Source organism: Streptomyces sp. NPDC101194, from assembly GCF_044767885.1.
GTDB lineage: Bacteria > Actinomycetota > Actinomycetes > Streptomycetales > Streptomycetaceae > Streptomyces.
This window is the reverse complement of sequence record NZ_JBIWOS010000002.1, coordinates 832,512-854,430: the sequence shown is the minus strand read 5'-3', so window position 1 is coordinate 854,430 and position 21,919 is coordinate 832,512. Positions and strand designations below refer to the sequence as shown.

General features: G+C 70.1%; 19 protein-coding genes. 5 read left to right on the top strand and 14 right to left on the bottom strand.

The window, feature by feature from the left end:
- Nucleotides 1–43: 43 nt before the first annotated feature.
- The 9 genes from ACIRP2_RS10635 to ACIRP2_RS10595 form a co-directional block, all read right to left on the bottom strand.
- Nucleotides 44–1,360: a sensor histidine kinase gene (locus tag ACIRP2_RS10635; protein ID WP_404248527.1), complete on the bottom strand. Its 1,317-nt coding sequence runs from the start codon at nucleotides 1,358–1,360 to the stop codon at nucleotides 44–46.
- A 51-nt stretch (nucleotides 1,361–1,411) separates the two neighbouring features.
- A complete protein-coding gene (locus tag ACIRP2_RS10630; protein WP_404248525.1) occupies nucleotides 1,412–2,299 on the bottom strand; it encodes a DUF5936 domain-containing protein in 888 nt (295 codons plus the stop codon).
- A 14-nt stretch (nucleotides 2,300–2,313) separates the two neighbouring features.
- Complete coding sequence (locus tag ACIRP2_RS10625; protein ID WP_404248523.1) at nucleotides 2,314–3,252, bottom strand: type II secretion system F family protein; 939 nt, start codon at nucleotides 3,250–3,252, stop codon at nucleotides 2,314–2,316.
- Between the two features lie 10 nt (nucleotides 3,253–3,262).
- Complete coding sequence (locus ACIRP2_RS10620; protein ID WP_351080315.1) at nucleotides 3,263–4,600, bottom strand: CpaF family protein; 1,338 nt, start codon at nucleotides 4,598–4,600, stop codon at nucleotides 3,263–3,265.
- Nucleotides 4,601–4,659: 59 nt separating this feature from the next.
- Nucleotides 4,660–5,058 carry a TadE family protein gene (locus ACIRP2_RS10615; protein WP_404248521.1) on the bottom strand — a complete coding sequence of 133 codons (399 nt, stop codon included), beginning with the start codon at nucleotides 5,056–5,058 and terminating at the stop codon, nucleotides 4,660–4,662.
- Nucleotides 5,055–5,498 carry a TadE family protein gene (locus tag ACIRP2_RS10610; protein WP_404248519.1) on the bottom strand — a complete coding sequence of 148 codons (444 nt, stop codon included), beginning with the start codon at nucleotides 5,496–5,498 and terminating at the stop codon, nucleotides 5,055–5,057. The genes ACIRP2_RS10615 and ACIRP2_RS10610 overlap by 4 nt, the downstream gene beginning before the upstream one ends.
- A 39-nt stretch (nucleotides 5,499–5,537) precedes the next feature.
- Nucleotides 5,538–6,839 (bottom strand): CpaE family protein, encoded by a 1,302-nt coding sequence (locus tag ACIRP2_RS10605; RefSeq protein ID WP_404248517.1) that lies wholly within the window; start codon nucleotides 6,837–6,839, stop codon nucleotides 5,538–5,540.
- 7 nt (nucleotides 6,840–6,846) lie between these two features.
- The gene (cpaB, locus tag ACIRP2_RS10600; RefSeq protein ID WP_404248515.1) at nucleotides 6,847–7,554 is read right to left on the bottom strand and encodes a Flp pilus assembly protein CpaB; all 708 of its coding nucleotides are present in this window, start codon (nucleotides 7,552–7,554) and stop codon (nucleotides 6,847–6,849) included.
- Nucleotides 7,555–7,629: 75 nt separating this feature from the next.
- A complete protein-coding gene (locus tag ACIRP2_RS10595) occupies nucleotides 7,630–8,496 on the bottom strand; it encodes a hypothetical protein (protein ID WP_404248513.1) in 867 nt (288 codons plus the stop codon).
- Between the two features lie 763 nt (nucleotides 8,497–9,259).
- Between ACIRP2_RS10595 and ACIRP2_RS10590 the strand changes: the two genes are divergently transcribed.
- Nucleotides 9,260–10,927, top strand: coding sequence for a chitinase (locus ACIRP2_RS10590; protein ID WP_404249450.1), 1,668 nt, complete (start codon nucleotides 9,260–9,262; stop codon nucleotides 10,925–10,927).
- A gap of 100 nt (nucleotides 10,928–11,027) precedes the next feature.
- Here ACIRP2_RS10590 and ACIRP2_RS10585 read toward each other — a convergent pair whose 3' ends face one another.
- From ACIRP2_RS10585 to ACIRP2_RS10570, 4 genes are all read right to left on the bottom strand, one after another.
- A complete protein-coding gene (locus tag ACIRP2_RS10585; protein ID WP_404248511.1) occupies nucleotides 11,028–12,503 on the bottom strand; it encodes a GntP family permease in 1,476 nt (491 codons plus the stop codon).
- Between the two features lie 127 nt (nucleotides 12,504–12,630).
- Nucleotides 12,631–13,041, bottom strand: a complete 411-nt coding sequence (locus tag ACIRP2_RS10580) for a RidA family protein (protein ID WP_404248509.1) — start codon at nucleotides 13,039–13,041, stop codon at nucleotides 12,631–12,633.
- A gap of 6 nt (nucleotides 13,042–13,047) precedes the next feature.
- Nucleotides 13,048–13,806, bottom strand: a complete 759-nt coding sequence (locus ACIRP2_RS10575) for an IclR family transcriptional regulator (protein WP_376283258.1) — start codon at nucleotides 13,804–13,806, stop codon at nucleotides 13,048–13,050.
- A gap of 73 nt (nucleotides 13,807–13,879) precedes the next feature.
- Complete coding sequence (locus tag ACIRP2_RS10570) at nucleotides 13,880–14,932, bottom strand: sugar kinase (protein WP_404248507.1); 1,053 nt, start codon at nucleotides 14,930–14,932, stop codon at nucleotides 13,880–13,882.
- Nucleotides 14,933–15,059: 127 nt separating this feature from the next.
- Here ACIRP2_RS10570 and ACIRP2_RS10565 point away from each other — a divergent pair, with 127 nt between their 5' ends.
- From ACIRP2_RS10565 to ACIRP2_RS10555, 3 genes are all read left to right on the top strand, one after another.
- Entirely contained in the window at nucleotides 15,060–16,394 is a 1,335-nt protein-coding gene (locus ACIRP2_RS10565; protein WP_404248505.1) for an amino acid deaminase, read from the top strand.
- A gap of 92 nt (nucleotides 16,395–16,486) precedes the next feature.
- The gene (locus ACIRP2_RS10560; RefSeq protein ID WP_404248503.1) at nucleotides 16,487–18,118 is read left to right on the top strand and encodes an amidohydrolase family protein; all 1,632 of its coding nucleotides are present in this window, start codon (nucleotides 16,487–16,489) and stop codon (nucleotides 18,116–18,118) included.
- A gap of 197 nt (nucleotides 18,119–18,315) precedes the next feature.
- Nucleotides 18,316–19,857 carry a S8 family serine peptidase gene (locus tag ACIRP2_RS10555; protein WP_404248501.1) on the top strand — a complete coding sequence of 514 codons (1,542 nt, stop codon included), beginning with the start codon at nucleotides 18,316–18,318 and terminating at the stop codon, nucleotides 19,855–19,857.
- A gap of 192 nt (nucleotides 19,858–20,049) precedes the next feature.
- Here ACIRP2_RS10555 and ACIRP2_RS10550 read toward each other — a convergent pair whose 3' ends face one another.
- Entirely contained in the window at nucleotides 20,050–20,901 is an 852-nt protein-coding gene (locus ACIRP2_RS10550; RefSeq protein WP_404248499.1) for a siderophore-interacting protein, read from the bottom strand.
- Between the two features lie 84 nt (nucleotides 20,902–20,985).
- Here ACIRP2_RS10550 and ACIRP2_RS10545 point away from each other — a divergent pair, with 84 nt between their 5' ends.
- On the top strand, nucleotides 20,986–21,807 hold the full coding sequence (locus ACIRP2_RS10545; protein WP_404248497.1) for a TetR/AcrR family transcriptional regulator C-terminal domain-containing protein: 822 nt from the start codon (nucleotides 20,986–20,988) through the stop codon (nucleotides 21,805–21,807).
- Nucleotides 21,808–21,919: the final 112 nt, after the last annotated feature.

The following is a 21,919-nucleotide window of genomic DNA, read 5'->3' as shown; positions in this document are numbered from 1 at the left end:
CTCAAGTGTCTATGGGGGGGGGTGAGGGTGAAAACGGAGCGGTTCAGTCGGACTGCTCCGCGCCGGCAGTGGCGAGCAGAGCTGCGATCGGGAGTTCCAGGCGAACCTCGGTGCCCTTGGTCGCCTTGCCCTTTCCGATACGGATTCGGGCGCCGATGGACGCGGCACGCTCGACCATTCCGACCAGGCCGAAGTGGCCGGCGCGCCGGAGGTCGTCGAGCGTCGTGCCCGGGGGCAGGCCGCGCCCGTCGTCGTACACGCTGACGCGCAGGACGTCGCCCTTCACTCCCGCGAGTACGACGAGGTAGGTGGGTTGTGCGTGACGGTGGGCGTTCTCCATCGCTTCGGAGGCGATGGTGAGCAGCTGGCGGGCGACCACCTGTGGGACGGGTGGGATCGGGACGTCATCGAGGAGTCGGAAGGTGGCGGTGAGCTCGTGTCGTCGGGTGAAGTCATCTGCTCGGGCACGGAGTTCGCTTGTCACGTCCACACCTCCGTCCAGCCCGGACTCGCGGCGCAGGTCGGAGAGCAGTTCACGGGACTCGGCAGCGGCACGACGGGCGGCACGGGCGACCAATTCCGCCTGGTGCTTGACGGTGAGCGGGTCCATCCGGTCGGAGGAGACCGCCAGGCCGTCGGCCGCCAGTGCCAGCCCGTGCAGGGTCTTGGCCACCGAGTCGTGCATCTCCCGCGCGAGACGGGCGCGTTCGCCCTCCACCGCCTCACTGACGGCGAGCCGCGCCTTGGTCTCGGTGAGAGCCTGACTGGCGGAACCGAAGCGGAGCAGGAGGTTGCGCAACGTGACCCCGACCGCTCCCGCTATCACGCAGAAGCCCGGCAGGAGGAACGCCGTCGCATTGGCGGCTTCCAGCCTCGGATCGGTCCCGTACACACCGAGGACGATCGCGGTCTGGAGGGCCGCGAAGATCGCGGCGCCCCGCCAGCCCTGAACCAGCCCGGCCAGCATCGGGGTACACACGGTGACGTAGGCGAGTGTGGATTCCGGTGAGGCAGTGATCAGCAGCAGGGCACCGAAGAAGGCGTCTATGCCGAGCAGCCAGGGGTGACGCAGCAGAACCGGTCCGAAGCGCTCCCAGTCACGGAACAGGACGTAGCTGCCCATGAAGGTGACGAGGATGGCCGAGCCGATCAGCCATGTGGCGAGACCCGCGGCAGTGTGATCGATGGCGAACGGTGTGGCTACGGCGATCATGGCGAGCCGGAAGCCGAAGACCTGGCGGCACATCGCCTGCAGCGCGTTGAGCTGGATCGCGAACGCCGGGCGTGAGCCGGGATCGGCAATCGCCTGGCGTACCTGCGCATTCAGTCCGGTCTGGATGCTGCCGAGCTGGAACGACATGAGCCTCTCACCTCCCCTCGGCGGTTCTGCCCACCGTCCGCCTCGTTCACGTCATCCGCCCATGAGGGTGCTGAAGTCGACGTTGACCCCGTAGACGAAGCCGACCGTCAGCATCACGAGCGTTCCCGGGAGAAGGAACGTGGTGACCGCGAACGTCGCCTTGGGAACAGCCCTGGCCGCCTTCCGGCGGGCGTTCTGGGCATCCGTGCGCCGCATGTCGTTGGCGATCTGGATCAGGGTCTCGACGATCGGCGCACCGAGTTCCTCGCCCTGCTGGAGCGTGGTCACGAACATCGCGACCTGCTCCGAGTCATTGCGCTTGCGCAGCTGCTCGAACGCCTCGCGGCGGCTGACGCCCATGTCCATCTGGCGCAGGGTGATGCGCAGCTCGTCGGCCCACGGTCCCTCGTACTTGTCGGCGACCCTCGCCAGGGCCTGCCGGAAGCCGAGGCCGGCGGAGACCACGACGGCGAGCACATCGAGGAAGTCGGGAAGGGTCCGGTCGATGTGGTCCCGACGGACGCGGACCGCGGACCAGATACCGACCTCGACCCAGAACAGTCCGAAGGCGATCAGTATCAGGGAGAGGAAGATCTGCCCCCGGATGATCATCGAGAAGGCGCCGAGCGCGCCGAGGCCGCCGTAGACGGCGCGGCGGGCGGCGTAGCGGTCGATGGTCAGACCGCCCGGGTTACCGGCCATGTCGATCTGCCGGCGCTTCTTGTTGACCGACTTGGGACCCATCATGCGCAGCACCATGGGAGCCCAGCGCATACCGAGACGGTCGATGCCGGAGCCGACCGCACTGGTACGGGTCGAACCGACTTCCAGCGCGATCGCGAGGTCACCGGGGAGCTTCGCATCGGCGCGGTACATGCGGATACCCGCGATGGCTCCGAAGACCGCGATACCTATGACACCTGCCAGCAGCAGATCCATGTGTGCACCGCCCTTCAGACGTCGATCTTGGAGAGGCGGCGGATCACGATGAATCCGACCGCGTACAGGGCAAGGGAGACGATCACCGCGACCTGGCCGATGAGCGCGCCGGTCATACGGTCGAGGGCGCCGGGCATGACCGCGTTCATCAGGAGCATGGCGCCCAGGCCGAAAGCGGGAACGGCATAGGCCGTGACGGTCACCTGGGAGAGCTGGGTCTTGACCTCGCGTCGGGTTTCCTTGCGCTCCTCCAGCGTCTCGGTGAGGTTGCGCAGCGAGCTGACGACCGTACCGCCGGCCCGGTTGGACAGGACGAGGGTGGTGACGAGGACGACGAGTTCACGGGACGGCAGCCGGTCCGTCAGCTCGCTCATCGCGTCTTCGAGGGGCTCGCCGACGGCGAGGCGGCGGGACACCCTGGCCAGTTCCTCTCCCGCCGGGTCCTCCATCTCGTCCGCCGCCATGCCGATGGAGGTGCGCAGCGCGAGGCCGGCCTGCGTGGCATTGGCGAGGATGCGCGCGAGCTCGGGGAGCTGGTTGATGAAGTGCTCGGTGCGTTTGGTCCGCTGCCAGTTCAGGAAGGCGTTGGTGCCCCAGAGGCCGATGAGCGCGGCGACCGGGCCGAAGAAGCTGGCGAGCAGGGACGAAGCGATCATCCAGAGCCCCGTCATGGCGACGACGGCGTAGACGAAGAACTCGCCCGGCGTGATGTCGAGGCCGGTGGCGGCCAGTTTCAGTTCGAGCTTCCGGCCCAGGCCGGTCTTCCGCAGTCGGCTGTCCAGTGCCCGGAACCGGCGACGACGGCCCGCCTCCGGTACGTGTCCGGTGTGCGAGAGCCGGTCCACCAAGGCGTCCCGGTCGGCCTTGCCACCGCTGTAGGCGTGCAGACCCGCGACGCCGGTGACACCGGCGAGCAACGTGACGCCGATGGTGAGAAGAGGGAGATTGGTCATGGCACGGTACCTAGTTGGCCTCTCGGGTGGCGAGCTGTTCGGCGGAATCGGCAACCCCGAAGGCCTGCGGAATGGGCTGGCTGGCCATGTAGAGGCGCTCGGCGATCTTGCGCGGGATCGGGAGGTACTTGAACTCGCCGTTGATCCGTCCTTCGGCGTCCATGGGCTGGGCGTCGAACCGGGCAACGGACACGATGCGGTAGGGGTCCCTGCCGTGCGAGTCGAGGACGGCGATCTCGGTGATCTTGCGGGAACCGTCGGCGTGACGGGTGAGCTGGACGATGACGTCGACGGCGCTGTTGATCTGGTCGTGCAGCGCCTCGAACGGGATCTCGATCTCGGACATCGAGGCCAGGGTCTGCAGACGCATGAGCGCGTCCTCGGCGTTGTTGGCGTGGACCGTGGCGAGCGAGCCGTCGTGACCGGTCGACATCGCCTGGAGCATGTCGAGCGATTCACCTCCACGGACCTCACCGACAACGATGCGGTCGGGCCGCATACGCAGAGAGTTGCGGACCAGGTCACGGATGGTGATCTGACCCTTCCCCTCGACGTTCGCCGGCCGGGACTCCAGCCGGATGACGTGGCTCTGTTGGAGCTGGAGCTCGGCGGAGTCCTCGATGGTGACGATGCGCTCGCTGTCGGGGATCAGGCCGGAGAGCGCGTTGAGAAGTGTCGTTTTCCCGGTACCGGTGGCTCCGGAAACGATCACATTGAGCTTCGCCTGGACGAGCCCGGACAGCAGAATCAGCATCTGCTCGTCGAGCGACCCGACGTTGATCATTTCCTGGAGTGTGAAGGCCCTCGGGAACCTTCGGATGGTGAGGGTCGCACCGGTCAGCGACAACGGCGGGATGATGACGTTGACACGCTCACCACTGGGTAGACGCGCGTCGACCATGGGGTTGGACTCGTCGACGCGGCGGTTGACCGTCGACACGATGCGTTCGATCGTCTGCATCAGTTGTTCGTGCGAACTGAAACGCATCGGGAGCTGCTCGACCTTGCCCCTGCGCTCGACGAAGATCTGGTCCGGCCCGTTCACCATGATTTCGGTGATGGACGCGTCTTCGAGGAGCGGTTCCAGAATGCCGAGCCCGAGGGCCTCGTCGACGACCCGGCGGATCAGCTGGGTGCGTTCGACGGTCGAGAGGACCGGTCCTTCGCGGCTGATGATGTGGCTGAGCACGCGCTCCAGCCGCGCTCGCCGGTCTGCGGCGGCGAGCGAGGACATCTCGGCCAGGTCGATCTCTTCGAGCAGCTTGGCGCGGTAGGTGGCCACCATGTGGCTGTCCTCCCGCGCCCCGCCGTTCTTCTCGGGGGCGGTCATGCGTGCCCGCAGACTCATTGCGTAACTCCTCGCTCGGACTTGCTAGTGGTGCTCCGGTTGTGCAATGCGGGCCCGGCTCACCCTCGCGGCATGGTGGAACTGCGGCTGGCCCAACCCCAGTCGTCGATTCCGGGCACGACGGAGGGGATCCTCACGCGAGTGGTGTACGTCACTTCACCGGACCCGCCATGGCGCCTGAACTTCGAGTTCTTGTAGCTGCCGAGCCAGTCGCTCATCGCGTCGCGCCCCGCCCGCTCGGAATCCCCGCGCGACATGTCCTGGGTGGCGGTACGCGCGGCCGCGCGGGCACCGGTGCCCGCCTGGTTGGCGGCGTACGCGGCGACGCCCAGCTGAATCGCGAAGAGGCCCACCAGGAGCAGCAGCGGGATGAAGCCCATGTACTCGATGGCGACTTGACCACGGTCCCGGCGGGCTTCGGTGGTCCTCCGGCCCGGTGTGTGTGCGCGCATGCTCATCGCTCGGCCTCCAGCGGCGACGCGGCGTTGCCCTCGATGGTCATCGGCCAGTTGAGCACTCCGGGAACCAGTACCGGCACCCGGAGCTTCACTGTGGCCTTGTACAGCGCGCCCGAGCTTTCGCACTTCGTCCGCTTCATCGACTCCCGCCAGACCTTCGGCAGGTCCTCCTCGGCCGCGTCCCGGCACGCCTGTCCTCGCATGCTCTGCGCGATGGCGCCCTTGTGCGCCGCCTGGTCCGCCGAGTTCCCCGCCAGGGAGAACGTGTAACCGATCAGCGCGCACTGCCAGAGCGCGACCGCCAGCAGGATGATCAGCGGTGTGACGCCCAGGAACTCGATCGCGGTCTGGCCGCGGTCGCGTCCCCGGCCGAAGAGACGGACGCGCATCCCACCCCGGCCCGGGGCGGCGTCACCGTAGCGCCTTCCCCGTATCTCCATGTCTGTCGTATCGGTAAGTGCCATCGGTCAACTTGCCCCCTAGGTCGTCGCCCGGTTCCGGGAGCCGCCGTCGCGTCTGCCGACGCGCGGGCGCCCGATCGAGCCTCGGTCGTTCTTGAACTTCGCACCGGCCTTCGCGCCGGTCTTCGCGCCGTTCTTCTCCTTCTCAGGAACCTTGACGATGCCGAGCTCCCCCGCAAGGGCCCAGAGGGCCTGTTTGACCGTGCTCTTGGAGTCGAGTTCGTGCAGCCGGCCGGCGTCGACGACGGCCTGGAGTTCCTTGAAGTTCGCCGGAATCGCGGTGTTGGCCGTGCTGGTGCCGGTGATCTTCTCGATCAGCTGCGGCTGGATCTCGGTGTTGCGGATGAAGCGGTTGACGACGGTGACCGTCTCCTCCGCCTTGCGGATCTGGAGCCGGTCCCACATCCGTACGAGTCGCTTGGCACCGCGCACCGCGATCACGTCGGGCGTGGTGACCAGCAGCGCCGTGTCGGCCATCTCGATGGCCGCGGCGCTCGCTCCCTGCAGCTGACTGCCGCAGTCGATCACCACGACCTCGTAGCGCGAACGCAGGGCGCTGACGATCTGCCGGGCCGAACGGTCGCTGACCTCCTCGGCGCTCTCGCCCTCACTGGGGGCCAGGAGCAGCGCAAGGCCGGTGCCGTGGCTGAACACGGCGTCGGAGAGGACGCGCGGCGAGATGTCGGTGATCGACGACAGGTCGACGATGGAGCGCCGGAACTGCACATCGAGGTACGAGCCGATGTCGCCGGCCTGGAGGTCCAGGTCGACCAGGGCGACGGAGCGCCCGGACGCCTGTGCCGCCAGGGCGAGTTGCACGGCGGTGACGGTGGCTCCGACACCGCCCTTGGCGCCGCTGACGGTGATGACCGTACCGCCGGGGCCGGTGAAGACATCGGCCCCGGTGCTCAGGTGGCGGCGGACGCCGACCGACCACTGGGCTGCGGACTGGACCCGGTTGGCCAGTTCCTCGTAGCTCAGGGGCAGGGTGACGACGCCTCGCGCCCCCGACTCCATGGCGTTCGAGAACAGGCCGGGGGTGACGTCGGCGGTGATCAGCACGACCCCGATGGCGGGGAAGCGCAGGGAGACCTCCCGGATCAGTTCCAGTGCCGGCACCGGGCCGATCCGCTCGTGGACCAGCACGACCTCGGGCAGTTCGTCGAGCGACTCGCCCGCGAGCCGGGCGAGCGTGTCGATGAGCTGGGTCGAGTCGGCGACCGGTGTGGCCGGTTCCGCGTCGGGGAGCTGGCTGAGCAGGGTGCTGACGGATCTGGCCGCGTCGACGTCACCGACGGCCGGGAGGATCCTGGTGGTCATGCGATCCTCACTTGTCCTTGTCGAGCGTGTAGGTGCGGTCGCCCGGACGGATCGTGCTGTCGCTGCCGGAGGCCAGGAGCGCGAGGCGTACGTGCTCCGCGAAGGACTCGGCGTAGGCGATGCGCTGGGTGTCGAGCGTGTTGAGCGCGAAGGTGATCGGGACGGCCTCGGTGCCCATGTTGGACTTGCCGTCGCGGTTCGGTTCCAGAGCGGTCAGCTTGCCGACGTCCAGCACCTTGGCGTTGGAGACGATGACCTTCGACTGGGAGGGGTCGCCGTCGCGCTCACCGGCGAAGGTGGCGTAGATGTTGACCGTGGCACCGGGGGTGATCTTGCCCGCGACGCCGGTGGCGGCGTCGATCATGATGGCGATCTCCTGTTCCCCGGGCTGCAGCGAGGGGCGCTTCTGCATCATGTCGGACTGGAGCAGGGAGCCCTTGCGCAGCTGGGTGACGGCGATCTTGCCGCTCACCTCGGAAAGGTCGGTCACCGCGTTGGTGGAGAGCCAGCGCTTGGGCATCGAGATCTTCTCGAACTGCGCGGGCGACAGGCCGGTGTAGGGCGCCACGTCGGACTTCAGCTGGTAGGCCGAGACTTCGGGCCCGACCTTGGTGTTGACGTCGCTGATCACCGAGAGCACGCCGGCGAAGGCGCCGAAGGCGCACAGAACCGACAGAAGCAGGAGTATCACGCCGCGGCGCTGGCGGGAGTTCATGGGCCGGACAACCTCGTTCGAATCGTATGCGTGGGGCAGCGGACAGGAGGGCGTCTACGGAGGAAAGCGGAAGCGCTAGGACTGGGGTGGTGCGAGCGCTCCCTGGCTGAGGACACCGGCGGAGTGCATTCGGTTCTCGGCCGCGGGTAGCGGGGAGGAGCAGAACCCGCAGCGATCACCGATGAGTTCCATTCCGCACCAGTGGCAGTTCTCGCGACGCACGGAGGCCACCAATTGGTACAGGACGGAGATGTCTGGCAGATAGGCGGCGAATTCCACCAGTTTCCCGGTTCCCCACCATGCGGGGGAAGCGGAGGGGAGCGCAGCCTCGTGAATGGACTGGACCTGCCACGCGGGCGCGAGGGTCTGCTTCACCCACTCGGACTGCGACTGCCCCTTGGCGGTCAGCAGATGGGTGGCGAATTCCGGGCCGGTCGGTGGGTCCGCCTTCGGGCCGACCTTGACGAGCTGCGGTTCGGGCCCGGCGACCACGGCGAACTGCGAGCCCGGCACCCAGGACTTGGCGTGTGTCCTGAGGTCGACCGGTACCCGGTCGAACTTGGTGACGGAGTTCAGCAGGGCGCCCGCGTGGATGTAGTGGGACAGCAGCCGGGCGGCGGAGGCGACCACTCCAGGGCTGAAGTCACAGATGGACAACTGGCGCAGCTGCCGCACGAGTACGGCGACACCCAAGGGGGGGAGGTCCACCTTGAGCAGCGCGATGCGGTCGCTCTCCAGGACGGAGCGCACGGAGTGGAGCCGGCGCTCGTGCGCGGGCGCGATGCCGGTCGGGTAGACGGCGACGACGTAGCCGTGCTGTTCGAGCAGCACGTGCATGTCACCGATGGCCATCTCCAGAGCCTGGGCGTCGGGAGCCTGCAGCAGGGCAGCCGTCGGTGTCTGCTGGTCGGTCGGAGGTAGTACCAAATCAGCACTGGTCACTGCTATTGCGGTCGGCACGCTGTTCCCCGTTTCGGCTCCGGCCAAACGCCGGTCATGACGTAGGCCGCAATCGCTCCTGCTCCGCGGTTCTGCTTCAGCACTTTATCCACGTCCTACCTGGCAGAGAACACTTTTCGGAGGCCAGTACGACAACAGCTGCGGGACAGCGGGGCCGCACCCCGGTGCTAAAACGGATCAAATCGAAAATCGTTAACTCCTGTACCACTGCGGAGTGTTACGAATCCATCTTCTGATTACCTGCGGTCCGGAATTCGTCTTCGCACGTCAGCCCGGACGTGCCCCCTCCCGCACGACGCCCCGGCGAGGACCGGGTCGTCACTGTGAGGGCATCTGGACCATGTCACCCGCACGGGGACGCAGGAGGTCAACAAAACGTCAATTCATTCGCTGTTCACGGCGGTTCCGGAACCCCTGGGGGGCGGAGCGCGGGTGACCGACGGGGCCGTCGGCGAGCGGCCGACGGAGGGCCTCGGTCACGGCTTTCACCGCCAGAGGTCTTGACAACTTGATTGGTCTGGACCAGTTTATCGGCCAGCGGTGGCCACCGTCGTTCACGTCCACTCCCCCGTCATCCCCGTGTCGCTCCCCGGACAGCCCCGGTACGCCGGTCGACCCCGCCGGCTCGCCCCGAGGTGTCCCGCACGGCCCCCAACTCCCCCACGGAGGCAGCAAAGTGGAATCTTCCCCCGCCAGCGGCCACAGAGCCCGCAGTCGCCGTACCCGGCCACTCCTCGGCGGCGCCATGGCCGTCCTCGCGGCCGGTGCGCTCACCGCCACCGGACTCGTCGGCAGCGCCCAGGCCGCCGACGTCAACGTCGCCAAGAACGCCGGCTTCGAGTCGGGGCTCGCCAACTGGACCTGTTCCGGTGGCAGCGGCACCACCGTCTCCTCCCCCGTGCACAGCGGCACCGCCGCCCTCAAGGCCACCCCGGCCGGCCAGGACAACGCGAAGTGCACCCAGACCGTGGCCGTGAAGCCCGACTCGACGTACACGCTCAGCTCCTGGGTGCAGGGCGGATACGCGTACCTCGGCGCGAGCGGCACCGGGACCACCGACGTGTCGACCTGGTCCCCCGGCTCCAGCGGCTGGACCCAGCTCACCACCAGCTTCAGGACCGGGCCGAGCACCACCTCGGTCACGGTGTACACGCACGGCTGGTACGGGCAGGCCGCCTACTACGCGGACGACATCTCGGTCAGCGGCCCCGACGGGGGCGGCGGCACCGACCCCACGCCCGAGATCCCCGGCGCGCCCGCCGGACTCGCGGTCGGCGCGACCACGTCCTCCTCCGTGTCCCTGTCCTGGAACGCGGTGTCCGGCGCGACCGGCTACACCGTCTACAAGGACGGGTCGAAGGCCACCACGTCCACCGGCACCTCCGCCACGATCACGGGTCTGACCGCCGACACGGCCTACCAGTTCGCGGTCACCGCCACCAACGCGGCCGGAGAGTCCGTCAAGTCCGCCACGGTCAGCGGCCGTACGGCCAAGGACGGCGGCGGCAACCCCAACCCGGGCACCTCGGTGCCCAAGCACGCGGTGACCGGCTACTGGCAGAACTTCAACAACGGCGCGACCGTGCAGAAGCTCAGCGACGTACCGGCGAACTACGACATCATCGCGGTCTCCTTCGCCGACGCCACGACCACGCCGGGTGCCGTCACCTTCAATCTGGACACGGCGGGCCTGAACGGCTACACCGTCGACCAGTTCAAGGCCGACATCAAGGCGAAGCAGGCGGCCGGGAAGAACGTCATCATCTCGGTCGGCGGCGAGAAGGGGTCCGTCGCGGTCAACAGCGACGCCTCCGCCACCAACTTCGCCGACTCCGTCCACTCGCTCATCCAGGAGTACGGCTTCAACGGCGTCGACATCGACCTGGAGAACGGGCTCAACTCCACCTACATGACGAAGGCGCTGCGCTCGCTCTCGCAGAAGGCGGGCTCCGGCCTCGTCATCACGATGGCCCCGCAGACCATCGACATGCAGTCCACCGCGGGTGAGTACTTCAAGACGGCGCTCAACATCAAGGACATCCTGACCGTCGTCAACATGCAGTACTACAACAGCGGTTCGATGCTCGGCTGCGACGGCAAGGTCTACTCGCAGGGTTCGGTGGACTTCCTCACCGCGCTCGCCTGCATCCAGCTGGAGGGCGGCCTCGACCCCTCGCAGGTCGGTCTCGGCCTCCCCGCCTCCACCAGCGGCGCGGGCAGCGGCTACGTGGCCCCCTCGGTCGTGAACGCGGCCCTGGACTGCCTGGCCTCCGGCACCAACTGCGGCACCTTCAAGCCCTCCAAGACCTACCCGGGTCTGCGCGGCGCGATGACCTGGTCGACCAATTGGGACGCCAAGTCGGGCAACGCCTGGTCGAACGCGGTGGCCCCGCACGTGCACGGCCTGCCGTAACGGCCTGATCCACTCTCCCGTGCACCGGGCCGTGAGCACCGGCCGGCATCAGTGACCAGCAGCGCCGCCGCTCCCCCGGCGGCGCTGCTGCACGTGGGGGCTAGATCACCAGGCTCAGCAGCGCCGCCACCGCGAATCCCGCCACCGACAGGACCGTCTCCAGGACGGTCCAGGACTTCAGGGTGTCGCGTTCGGAGATGCCGAAGTACTTCGACACCATCCAGAAGCCGCCGTCGTTGACGTGCGAGGCGAAGATCGAGCCGGCCGAGATCGCCATGATGATCAGGGCGAGATGCGCCTGCGACAGGTCCTGGCCCTCGACCAGGGGGACGACGATGCCCGCGGTGGTGACGATCGCAACCGTCGCCGAGCCCTGGGCGACCCGCAGGACCACGGAGATCAGCCAGGCGAGCAGGATGACCGGCAGGCCGACGTCGTTGAAGGTGTCGGCGAGCGCGTCCGCGATGCCGCTGCCCTTCAGCACGGCTCCGAAGACACCGCCCGCGCCGACGACCAGCAGGATGTTGCCGACCGGCTTGAGGGACGAGGTGGACACCGATTCGAGGGACTTGCGGGACCAGCCGCGGCGGATGCCCAGCAGGTAGTACGCGAGCAGCAGCGCGATCGTCAGCGCGACGAAGGGGTTGCCGAAGAACTCGACGACGGAGCGGAGGGTGGAGGGGTCCAGCGCGATGGAGGAGAACGTCGCGGCGAGGATCAGCACCAGCGGGGTGCCGATGATCGTCAGTACGGTGGCGAGTGCGACCGGCTCCTCCCGCGGGGTGACCCCGGCGGCCCGCTGTTCGGCGACGACCGCGGCTCGGGCCTCCTCGGCGGCGTCGACCATGTCCTGCGGGACGTCGACGAAGATCCGCTTGCCGATCCAGGCGGCGTAGCCCCAGGCCGCCAGCACGGACGGGATGCCGACGACGGCGCCCATCAGGATGACCCAGCCGAGCGAGACGTGGAAGAGCCCGGCGGCGGCGACCGGGCCCGGGTGCGGCGGCAGGAAGGCGTGGGTCATCGACAGACCCGCCAGCAGCGGCATCGCGTACAGCAGGATCGACTTGCCGGAGCGTTTGGCGGCGGCGTAGACGATCGGCGCGAGGACGAAGATGCCGACGTCGAAGAAGACCGGGATGCCGAAGACGAGGCCGGTCAGGCCCATGGCGAGCGGGGCGCGCCGCTCACCGAAGAGGTTCAGCAGGCGGGCGCTCAACACCTCGGCCCCGCCGGAGACTTCGAGGATCGCCCCGAGCATCGTGCCGAGGCCGATGATGATCGCGACATGGCCGAGGATGCCGCCCATGCCGGATTCGACGACGGAGACGGCGGCGGACTTCTGGACCGTGCCGAAGAGTTCGGTGACGGAGAGACCGGCGCCCAGGCCGACGGCTATGGAGACGGCGAGCAGCGCGACGAACGGCTGCAGTCTCACCTTGATGATCAGGAAGAGGAGGAGTGCGATGCCGAGGACGGCGACGGTCAGCAGACCGGCGGTGCCGTCGACGAGCAGGAGGAGTCCACCGGTGTGGGGTGGCGTCTCGGCCGGTGGTGGGGCTGCGGCGAGCATCATGGGGCGACTCCATTGTCGGAGAGGGTTTTTGGGTAGGGGGGAGCGCGGCACGGCGCTCCCGTGGTGCGGGGCGCCGTGCCGTGCGCGGTGGTGCGTTGAAGCGGGTGCGGCAAGTGGATCAGCTGGATCAGCCGAGGACCGCGAGCGCGTCGATCTCGATGAGCAGGCCCTTGGGGAGGCCGACGTAGACCGTCGTACGGGCGGCGGGGGCCGCCTTGAGGTTCTGCTCGCCGAAGTAGCTGTTGTAGATCTCGTTCATCTCGGCGAAGTGGTCGACGTCCGTGAGGTAGACGCGCATCATCATGACGTCGTCCCAGCTCGCGCCGCCCTCCTCCAGGATCGCCTTGACGTTGGCGAAGGTCTGGAGGGTCTGCTCGCGCAGCGTCGGACCGGCGGGGGTGGGGGCCTGGCCCTCCACGGCGGGGAGGAAGCCGACCTGGCCGGCGACCTGGAGGATGTTCCCCTTCCTCACCCCGTGCGAGAACTTCGCGGGCGGCGTGGTGTGGGTGCTCGGGGTGAGGGCGATCTTCTCGGTCATGGCTGTTCAGGCTCTCTTGGGTTGGTTGGTGCCGGAGTACTCCCGGCTGATGGTGTCGGCGGTGCGGCGCACCAGGGGGAGCAGAGTGAGGAGTTCCTCGGCCGTGACGACGACATTGGGCGCGGACACCGACATCGCGGCGACGACCCGGCCGTCGGCGCCCCGGATGGGAGCACCGATGCAGTTGATGGACTCCTCGTGGCCGCCGAGGTCGGTGGCCCAGCCCTGTTCGCGGACGACGGCGAGCTCCTTGAGGAAGGCACCGGCGTTCGGGATCGAACGGGACGTGTACATGGGGTAGTCGAGCTTCTCGGCGATCGCGCGCCGCTCGGGCTCGGTGAGGTCGGCGAGGAGCAGCTTGGCCACGGCGGCGACGGTGATCGCGACGGGCTTCCCGATCCGCGAGTACATCCGGACGGGGTAGCGGCTCTCGACCTTGTCGATGTAGAGGACCTCGTGCTCCTCGTACACCGCGAGATGCACGGTGTGGCCGCAGCTCTCGTTGAGTTCGACGAGGTGGGGGTGGGCGATCTCCCGTACGTCGAGGTTCTCGACGGCCTCCTGCGCGAGCGCGAAGAGGCGGGCGCCGAGGCGGTAGCGCTGGTCCTGCTGGCGGTAGACGAGTCCGTGCTCGTGGAGCGTACGGAGCAGGCGCAGCGCGGTGGACTTGTGGACGCCGAGCCGTTCGGCGACCTGCCCGAGGTCGGCGGGTCCCTGGGCGAGCAGCGGCAGGATGCTCAGCGCCCGGTCGACGGTCTGACTCATGCGCGTGCCTCGCTGTTCCCGTCCCGGCCCTCGCCCGGGACGCCCCTGTCGTCCGTTCGCTCTGTGCGCCCGCTCACGTCGTACGTACCTCCTGGTCGTGCCCCGTCCACCCGGGGCCGAGACGAAGTCTCCCCCAGGCGTCGTCGTCCAGTGCGGCAAGGGCGTCGGCGTGCGCGCGGGCCGGAGGCCCGGTGAGGTCGCCGGGGACGGTGAGGACGGCGGCGGCCATCAGATGACCGTGCCGGACACGGTCGCGCACGGGGAGGGCGCGCAGGGTGGCGGAGAGGAATCCGGCGGCGAAGGCGTCGCCCGCGCCGACGGGGGCGACGACGTCGACACGGAGGGCGGGGACGGTGGTGACGGTGTCGGCCCCCTCGGCCCGCGAGAACACCGTCGCCCCCGCGCCGCCGCGCTTCACGACCAGCACCGCCGGTTCGGGCAGCGCCGTGCGGATCGCCTCCGCGCCGAGCACCTGCCACGCCTCCTCCGCCTCGTCCTCGCCGACGAAGACCAGGTCGCAGCGGCGGGCCAGGTCCAGGAGGACGCCGGGGGCGGCGTCGGCGTCGCGCCACAGACCGGGGCGGTGGTTGACGTCGAAGGAGATCAGCGGGCGGGCGGGCCGGGGCGCCGTCAGGTCGTGGAGCAGGGCCAGGCAGTCGGCGGAGAGCGCCGCCGTGATGCCGGACAGATGCAGGACGCGCGCGGCGGGCAGCGCCTCGTACGGGACGTTGTCCGGGGACATCGCGGAGGCGGCGGACCCGGCCCGGTAGTACGCGACCTCGTGCACCTCGGTGGCCCGGTCCGTCGCCGTACGGAAGTAGATCCCGGTGGGCCGGTCCGGATCGCGCCGCACGGCGGAGGTGTCGACCCCGTACCCGGCGATCGCCTCCACGAGGTGGTCCCCGAATCCGTCGGCGCCGACCCGGCTGACCCAGGCCGTCCGGTGCCCCGCCGCGGCGAGCGCGCAGGCGACGTTGGACTCGGCGCCGCCGATGCCGCGACCGAAGGAGGGCACGTCGGCGAGGCGTCCGGGCTGCGACGGCAGGAACGTCACCATGGACTCGCCGAGGCACACGACCTCGGCGGCCGTGGCGGTCTCGGCGGTCCTGGCCGGGGTTCCGGACACTCGGGGCTCCTCGCGGGGTAGGTGGTCTTCGACGATGCAGGGCAGCGGTTTCGGGAGCGGTGGAGCCGGCTCTCGGCATTGACCCGGCGTCGGCTCGGATGTTAGACAGCGTCAAGCGATATACGCAATGGGTGTTGCATATGCTGCAACGACTACTTCGATCGAGGAGGCCCCCTTGGCCGCCGACCGTCCTGTGGCCGGACTTGCCGACGAGCTGGTCGACCACCGCTTCAAGGCGCTCCCTCCCGACGCGGAGGGCCTGACCGTGGGCGCCCTCGCCGCCGAGCGGCGCAGCCTCTTCACCGGCGGCTTCACCACCCCGGTGCTCGCGCTGTCCGCCGAGTCGGTCGAGCACAACCTCGCGCTCCTGGAGGCGTACGCGCGGCGTCACGGGCTCGCTTTCGCCCCGCACGGCAAGACCTCCATGTCGCCGCAGCTCTTCGACCGCCAGCTGGAGCGCGGCGCCTGGGGCATCACCGCCGCCGTGCCGCACCAGGCACGGGTCTACCGGGCGTACGGGATCCGCCGGATCTTCCTCGCCAACGAGCTGGTCGACGCGGCGGCCCTGCGCTGGCTCGCCGGCGAGCTGGACGCCGATCCGGAGTTCCGCTTCATCTGTTACGTCGACTCGGTGCGCGGCGTGGAACTGATGGACGAGGCGCTGCGGGCGGCGGGCGCCTCCCGGCCCCTCGACGTCGTCGTGGAGCTGGGCGCGGGCGAGGGCGCCCGCACCGGCGTGCGCACCGAGGCCGAATGCGTGGCGGTCGCCGACGCGGTGGCCGCCACCGGGACCCTGCGTCTGGTGGGCGTGGCCGGCTACGAGGGCGAGGTGCCGGACGCGTCCGGCGAGCGGGTACGCGAGTGGCTGCGGCGGCTCGTCGCGCTGGCCGTCGAACTCGACCGGGCGGGCCGGTTCACGGAGACGGCGGCCGAGGGCATCGTGATCAGCGCGGGCGGCAGCGCGTGGTTCGACGCGGTGGCGGACGTGTTCGCGGACATCCCGGACCTCTCCGCCCCGGTGCTCAAGCTGCTGCGTTCGGGGGCGTACGTCTCGCACGACGACGGCCACTACCGCCATCTCACCCCGTTCAACCGCGTCCCGGAGGAGGGGGCCCTCCAGCCCGCCTTCCGGCTCTGGGCGCAGGTCGTCTCCCGGCCTTGTGCCGAGCAGGCGTTCCTCAACGCGGGCAAGCGGGACGCGGCGTACGACCTCGATCTCCCCCAGGCGCAGGTCGTCCGGTCCGGCCGCGACGGCACGGTCCGGCCCGCGACGGGGATCACGGTCAGCGGTCTGTCGGACCAGCACACCTGGCTGCGCACGGAGCCGGACGCCGAGCTGGAAGTGGGCGACTGGGTGGGGATGGGCCTGTCGCATCCGTGCACGAGCTTCGACAAGTGGCAGCTGATTCCGCTGGTGGCGGCGGACGGCACGGTCACGGACTACATCCGCACCTTCTTCTGACCTCTTCCCGGGGCCGGGGCTCCGGCCCCGGCCCCGGGCCCGGCCCCTCGAACGCCGAAGGGGCTCGATTCCGGTGAAAGGCGGCCCACTCCATGGACCTGGTCATCCGCAACGCCCTCGTCGTCGACGGCACCGGCACGCCCGCCCGCCGCGCCGACGTGGCCGTCGACGGCGGCCGGATCGCCGAGATCCACCCCGAACACGCGCCCGGCCCGCGCCCCACCGCCCGCCGCACCCTCGACGCCGACGGGCTCGCCCTCTCCCCCGGCTTCGTCGACATGCACGCGCACAGCGATCTCGCGCTGCTGCGCGACCCGGATCACAGCGCCAAGGCCGCCCAGGGCGTCACGCTCGAAGTCCTCGGCCAGGACGGCCTGTCCTACGCCCCGGTCGACGACCGGACGCTCACGGCGGTACGGAGGGCGATCACCGGCTGGAACGGCGGTGCGCCCGAGGACACGGATCTCGACTTCGACTGGCGCACGGTCGGCGAGTACCTGGACCGGCTGGACCGCAACTTCGACGGCCGGGGCATCGCGGTCAACGCCGCCTACCTCGTCCCGCAGGGCACGGTCCGGATGTACGCGATGGGCTGGGAGGACCGGCCGGCCACCGAAGCCGAACTGACCCGGATGAGGGAACTCGTCGCCCAGGGCATGGCGGACGGCGCGGTCGGCATGTCCTCAGGTCTCACCTACACCCCCGGCATGTACGCGGACGACGCCGAACTCACCGAACTGTGCCGGGTGGTGGCCGGACACGGCGGCTACTACTGCCCGCACCACCGCTCGTACGGGGCGGGGGCGCTCGACGCGTACGCGGAGATGGTGCGGCTCACCCGGAACGCGGGCTGCGCCCTCCACCTCGCCCACGCCACCATGAACTTCGGCGTGAACGAGGGCAGGGCGCCGGACCTCCTCGCCCTGCTCGACGACGCCCTCGACGCGGGCGCGGACATCTCCCTGGACACCTACCCGTACACCCCCGGCTGCACGACCCTCGTCGCGATGCTGCCGAGCTGGGCGAGCGAGGGCGGGCCCGACGCCGTCCTCGCCCGGCTCGCGGACGACGCGACGGCGGAGCGGATCCGGCACCACCTGGAGGTGCTGGGCTCGGACGGCTGCCACGGCGTGCCGATCGAATGGGACACGATCGAGATCTCGGGCGTCGGCGTGCCCGGCCTCGCCGACCACGTCGGCCGCACGGTGGCCGAGTCCGCCCGGCTGCGGGGCGAGGCGCCCTGGGTGACCGCGCGCCGGCTGCTCGTCGACGACCGGCTCGGCTCGACGATCCTCCAGCACGTGGGTCACGAGGAGAACGTCCGGCAGATCATGCGCCATCGGGTGCACACCGGCGGCAGCGACGGCATCCTCCAGGGAGACAAGCCGCATCCGCGCGCGTACGGCACGTTCCCGCAGTATCTCGGCCGGTACGTGAGGGAGTTGGGCATCCTGTCCCTGGAGGAGTGCGTCGCCCATCTCACCTCCCGCCCGGCGAAGCGGCTGCGCCTGGCCGACCGGGGGTACGTCCGCGAGGGCTACCGCGCCGACCTGGTCCTCTTCGACCCGGAGACGGTGGCGGCCGGTTCGACGTTCGAACAACCGCGTACGCTGCCCGTCGGCATCCCGCACGTGCTGATCGACGGCCGCTTCGTCATCGAGGACGGCCGCCGGACGCAGGTGCTGGCGGGCCGGGCCGTGCGGGGAGCGGGCCGCGCCCGCTGATCCGGCCCGAAGCACCCCTACGACCACGACGGCGACGGGGTCGTGGGCGCGACCCGCACGGGTGGCGGGCGCGTGAACGGGGCCACGACTTCGGCATCGTCGACGTCCCCGCGAACGGTCAAGTGACCCCGTCGATCAACTTGTCGAGTCTCCACACGCGTCATACCACCCGTACCGCGAACCAACTGGAGACCTCTATGACAGCGCCGCGCACCTGCTCCCGTCGCCTCGTCGCCCTTCCGCTGGGGATGGTCATGGCGACCGCCTTCGCCTTACTGCCCGACGTCTCGGCGTCGGCGGCCGAGGCGGTCCGGACGACCCGGGCGGCCACCACGGCCACGACGGCCGACGCGACCTCCCTCGGCTACGTCGTCAACGTCGCTGCCGGACGCGGCCCGTCCACGACGGTGAAGAAGGCGATCACCGACGCGGGCGGCACCATCGTGATCTCGTACGACCGGATCGGCGTGATCGTCGTCCACTCCTCGAACCGCGACTTCGCCCGGACCGTCCGCAGAGTTCCGGGCGTGCAGTCGGCCGGCGTCACCCGCAACGCGCCCCTCGCCGCGCAGTCGACGACCGAGGTCGGCGCGACGCGGGTGCTCGGCGCCGAGGAGGTCGCGAGCGCTCCGTCGGCCGAAGGCCGGGACCCCCTGGAGCCGACGCAGTGGGACCTGCCCGCCATCGGGGCGGACAAGGCGCACGAGAAGACGCTCGGAAGCCGCGACGTCACGGTCGGCGTCATCGACACCGGCGTGGACGACACCCATCCCGACCTCGCCCCGAACTTCGACCGCGAGGCGTCCGTCAACTGCGTCTCGGGCAGGCCGAACACCGCGGACGGGGCCTGGCGGCCGAACGCGTCGGAGGACGCCGCCCACGGCACGCATGTCGCGGGAGTGATCGCGGCAGCCAAGAACGGCATCGGCATGACCGGCGTCGCGCCCGGCGTGCGGGTCGCCGGCATCAAGGTGTCCACCCCGGAGGACTACATCTACACCGAGGCCGTGGTCTGCGGCTTCGTCTGGGCGGCCGAACACCACGTGGACGTCACCAACAACAGCTATTACACCGACCCCTGGAACTTCAACTGCCTCGACGACCCGGACCAGAGGGCACTCGTCGACGCCATCGCCCGGGCCTCGCGGTACGCCGAGCGCAAGGGCACGGTCAACGTCGCGGCCGCGGGCAACGAGAGCCGCGACCTGGACGCGGACTCCCTCACCGACCCCGCCTCCCCGAACGACGGCACGCCGGGCGACCGCGTGATCGACCCGCACACGTGCTTGGTCCTGCCGCCCCAGCTGCCCGGTGTGGTGACCGTGGCCGCGACCGGCGCGAAGGGCATCAAGTCGTCGTTCTCCAACTACGGCCTGAACGTCATGGACGTCGCCGCGCCCGGAGGCGACTCCATCCGCTACCAGCCGCCGACCGCGCCGGCCGTCGAAGGCGGGATCCTCGGCACGATGCCCGGCGGCACGTGGGCCTACAGGTCGGGCACGTCGATGGCGTCCCCGCACGTCGCGGGGGTGGCCGCCCTCATCAGGTCGACGCACCCGCACGCCACCGCAGGCCAGGTGAAGGCCCTGCTGTACTCCGGGGCCGACGCCACACCGTGCACGGATCCGTACGACATCGACTCCGACGGCAGGATCGACGCCGTGTGCAAGGGGCCGAAGAACCACAACGGGTTCTACGGGCGGGGGATCGTGAACGCGTTGAACGCCGTGACGAAGTAGGCGGCTTCCGCGCACGAGGGGCCGGGCCGTCGGCTCCGTCGATCGAACACGGCCCTTCGCGAGGCCCGTCGCCGTCGGGCGACGGGCCTCGGTCACGGCACCAGGACGGGTCCTCGAACCGGCGTCGTTCGGCCGGAGGCCGGGCCGTGCGTGCCGGACGCCGCGCGCCCGCCGGGGGTTGCGGGACAGCCCTCAGGACGGGTCCCGGTCCTCCGCCGCCCGCTCCTTCGCCCAGGCCAGGTCCTCCTCGGTCGGGGCGTCGTCCTGGGTGAGGCGTTCGCGCCAGTAGCCGCTGAACTCCACGGCAGCCTTGGGCAGTCCGCGCTCCTCGACCAGGTGACGGCGCAGGGCCCGTACCGCCCCGGCCTCACCGGCCAGCCATGCCGCGCCGGATCCGGCCGGCAGCACGGCGCCCCTCACCGCGTCCACCAGCTTCCCGCCGCGGTCCCGGTGCACCCAGTGGACGGTCACCTCACCGGGCGACGCGAGCACCTGCTCCTCCGCCTCGTCGGCGACCTCGACGTACGCCACCGCCCGTCCTCCGGCCGGGAGGAACTCCAGGAGTGTCCCGATCGCCGGGAGCGCCGTCTCGTCCCCGGCCAGCAGCAGCCAGTCGGCCGCGGGCAGCGGCCGGGCGTACGCCGACGACGGGCCGACCATGCCGAGGACGTCCCCCGGGCGCGCGTCCCGACCCCAGCGGGCGGCGGGTCCGTCGTCCCCGTGGAGCACGACGTCGACGGTCATCCTTCCGCTCCGACGGTCGTACGCGCGGACGGTGAAGCTCCGCATCAGTGGACGCTCCGGTTCGGGGATCGCGAGGTACGCCTCGTACCAGCGCATGCCGTAGGTGTCGTCGGCGTCCGGCTCCGGAAGACGGGGGGCCTCCTGGCCCGCCCTCGGGAAGCAGAGCTTCATCTGCTGGTCGGGCCGGTCCTCCAGGAGTTCCGCCAACGCGTCCCCGGTGAAGGCGACACGTGCCGTCCGCGGGGTGATCCGCTCCACCCCCACGACCTGTACGTACGACACGGGCAAGGCCTGACCCATCGCGGCACCCACTCTCTGCGACTGATACTTTATGGCATAAGGAATTGCCTGGGTGAAGTTACTTTATGGCGTAAGGAGTCGCAAGTGGTGGTCTTTGCCGGACAGGGCGATGCCCGCCGTTCGATGGTCCTGCTGTGGCGCGCCGAACAGCCGGCGCGACCACGCCGCGGTCGCGCGCCGGGTCCCAGACCGGGGCTGAGCGTCGACGCGATCGTGACCGCCGCGATCGCCGTCGCCGACGAGGACGGCATGGCCGCCCTCTCGATGCGCGCGGTGGGCGAGCGGCTGGGGCGTACCGCGATGGCGCTCTACACGTACGTCCCCGGCAAGAACGAGCTGCTGGACCTGATGTACGACGCGGTCCACGCCGAACTGCCCATGGAGTACGCCGATACCGGCGACTGGCGTGCGGCGCTGACCGACTGGGCGCACGACACGCTCGCGTTCCACCTGCGCCACCCCTGGGTGCTCCAGGTCTCCCAGGCCCGCCCGGTCCTCGGTCCGCACGAGTACGCCGCGCTGGACACTCTCGTACGCCTCCTGAACCGCACCGGGCTCGACGCCGCCCTGCTGCGGCGACTGGTCGGCACGCTGTCCCACTTCCTCTGCGGCTGCGCCGGGACCGTCGCCGAGGCGCGCCGGGCGGCGGCGGAGACGGGCGAGCCGGACGAGGAGTGGTGGTACGCCCGCTCGGCGCTGCTGGGCGAGGTGGCACCCGACTTCGCGGACCGCTACCCGGGCCTGAGCGCCATGGAGCGGGCGTCCGCCCCGCAGCCGCCCCCGGCCGCTCCCGGCGACGAGGCGATGCCGTACCTGGAACGCGAGGCCCGGGAGACGTTCGCCGTCGGACTCGGCGTGCTGCTCGACGGGATCGACGCGGCGATCCGCCGCACCGCCGGCCGGTGAGCCGGTGCGGGCCGCCGCAGGGCGGCGCGCGTGCGGCCCACCGGCCACGGACGACCCACGCCGGCGGCACCGGCGCACCGGGCCGGCCCCGAACCGGACCGGCCGAGCACTG

What these genes read in the sequence shown, in the direction of transcription:
- ACIRP2_RS10635 (WP_404248527.1), bottom strand. Translation starts at nt 1,360, where the DNA reads ATGTCGTTCCAGCTCGGCAGCATCCAGACCGGACTGAATGCGCAGGTA.
- ACIRP2_RS10630 (WP_404248525.1), bottom strand. Translation starts at nt 2,299, where the DNA reads ATGGATCTGCTGCTGGCAGGTGTCATAGGTATCGCGGTCTTCGGAGCC.
- ACIRP2_RS10625 (WP_404248523.1), bottom strand. Translation starts at nt 3,252, where the DNA reads ATGACCAATCTCCCTCTTCTCACCATCGGCGTCACGTTGCTCGCCGGT.
- ACIRP2_RS10620 (WP_351080315.1), bottom strand. Translation starts at nt 4,600, where the DNA reads ATGAGTCTGCGGGCACGCATGACCGCCCCCGAGAAGAACGGCGGGGCG.
- ACIRP2_RS10615 (WP_404248521.1), bottom strand. Translation starts at nt 5,058, where the DNA reads ATGAGCATGCGCGCACACACACCGGGCCGGAGGACCACCGAAGCCCGC.
- ACIRP2_RS10610 (WP_404248519.1), bottom strand. Translation starts at nt 5,498, where the DNA reads ATGGAGATACGGGGAAGGCGCTACGGTGACGCCGCCCCGGGCCGGGGT.
- ACIRP2_RS10605 (WP_404248517.1), bottom strand. Translation starts at nt 6,839, where the DNA reads ATGACCACCAGGATCCTCCCGGCCGTCGGTGACGTCGACGCGGCCAGA.
- cpaB (WP_404248515.1), bottom strand. Translation starts at nt 7,554, where the DNA reads ATGAACTCCCGCCAGCGCCGCGGCGTGATACTCCTGCTTCTGTCGGTT.
- ACIRP2_RS10590 (WP_404249450.1), top strand. Translation starts at nt 9,260, where the DNA reads ATGGCCGTCCTCGCGGCCGGTGCGCTCACCGCCACCGGACTCGTCGGC.
- ACIRP2_RS10585 (WP_404248511.1), bottom strand. Translation starts at nt 12,503, where the DNA reads ATGATGCTCGCCGCAGCCCCACCACCGGCCGAGACGCCACCCCACACC.
- ACIRP2_RS10580 (WP_404248509.1), bottom strand. Translation starts at nt 13,041, where the DNA reads ATGACCGAGAAGATCGCCCTCACCCCGAGCACCCACACCACGCCGCCC.
- ACIRP2_RS10575 (WP_376283258.1), bottom strand. Translation starts at nt 13,806, where the DNA reads ATGAGTCAGACCGTCGACCGGGCGCTGAGCATCCTGCCGCTGCTCGCC.
- ACIRP2_RS10565 (WP_404248505.1), top strand. Translation starts at nt 15,060, where the DNA reads ATGGGTGTTGCATATGCTGCAACGACTACTTCGATCGAGGAGGCCCCC.
- ACIRP2_RS10560 (WP_404248503.1), top strand. Translation starts at nt 16,487, where the DNA reads ATGGACCTGGTCATCCGCAACGCCCTCGTCGTCGACGGCACCGGCACG.
- ACIRP2_RS10555 (WP_404248501.1), top strand. Translation starts at nt 18,316, where the DNA reads ATGACAGCGCCGCGCACCTGCTCCCGTCGCCTCGTCGCCCTTCCGCTG.
- ACIRP2_RS10550 (WP_404248499.1), bottom strand. Translation starts at nt 20,901, where the DNA reads ATGGGTCAGGCCTTGCCCGTGTCGTACGTACAGGTCGTGGGGGTGGAG.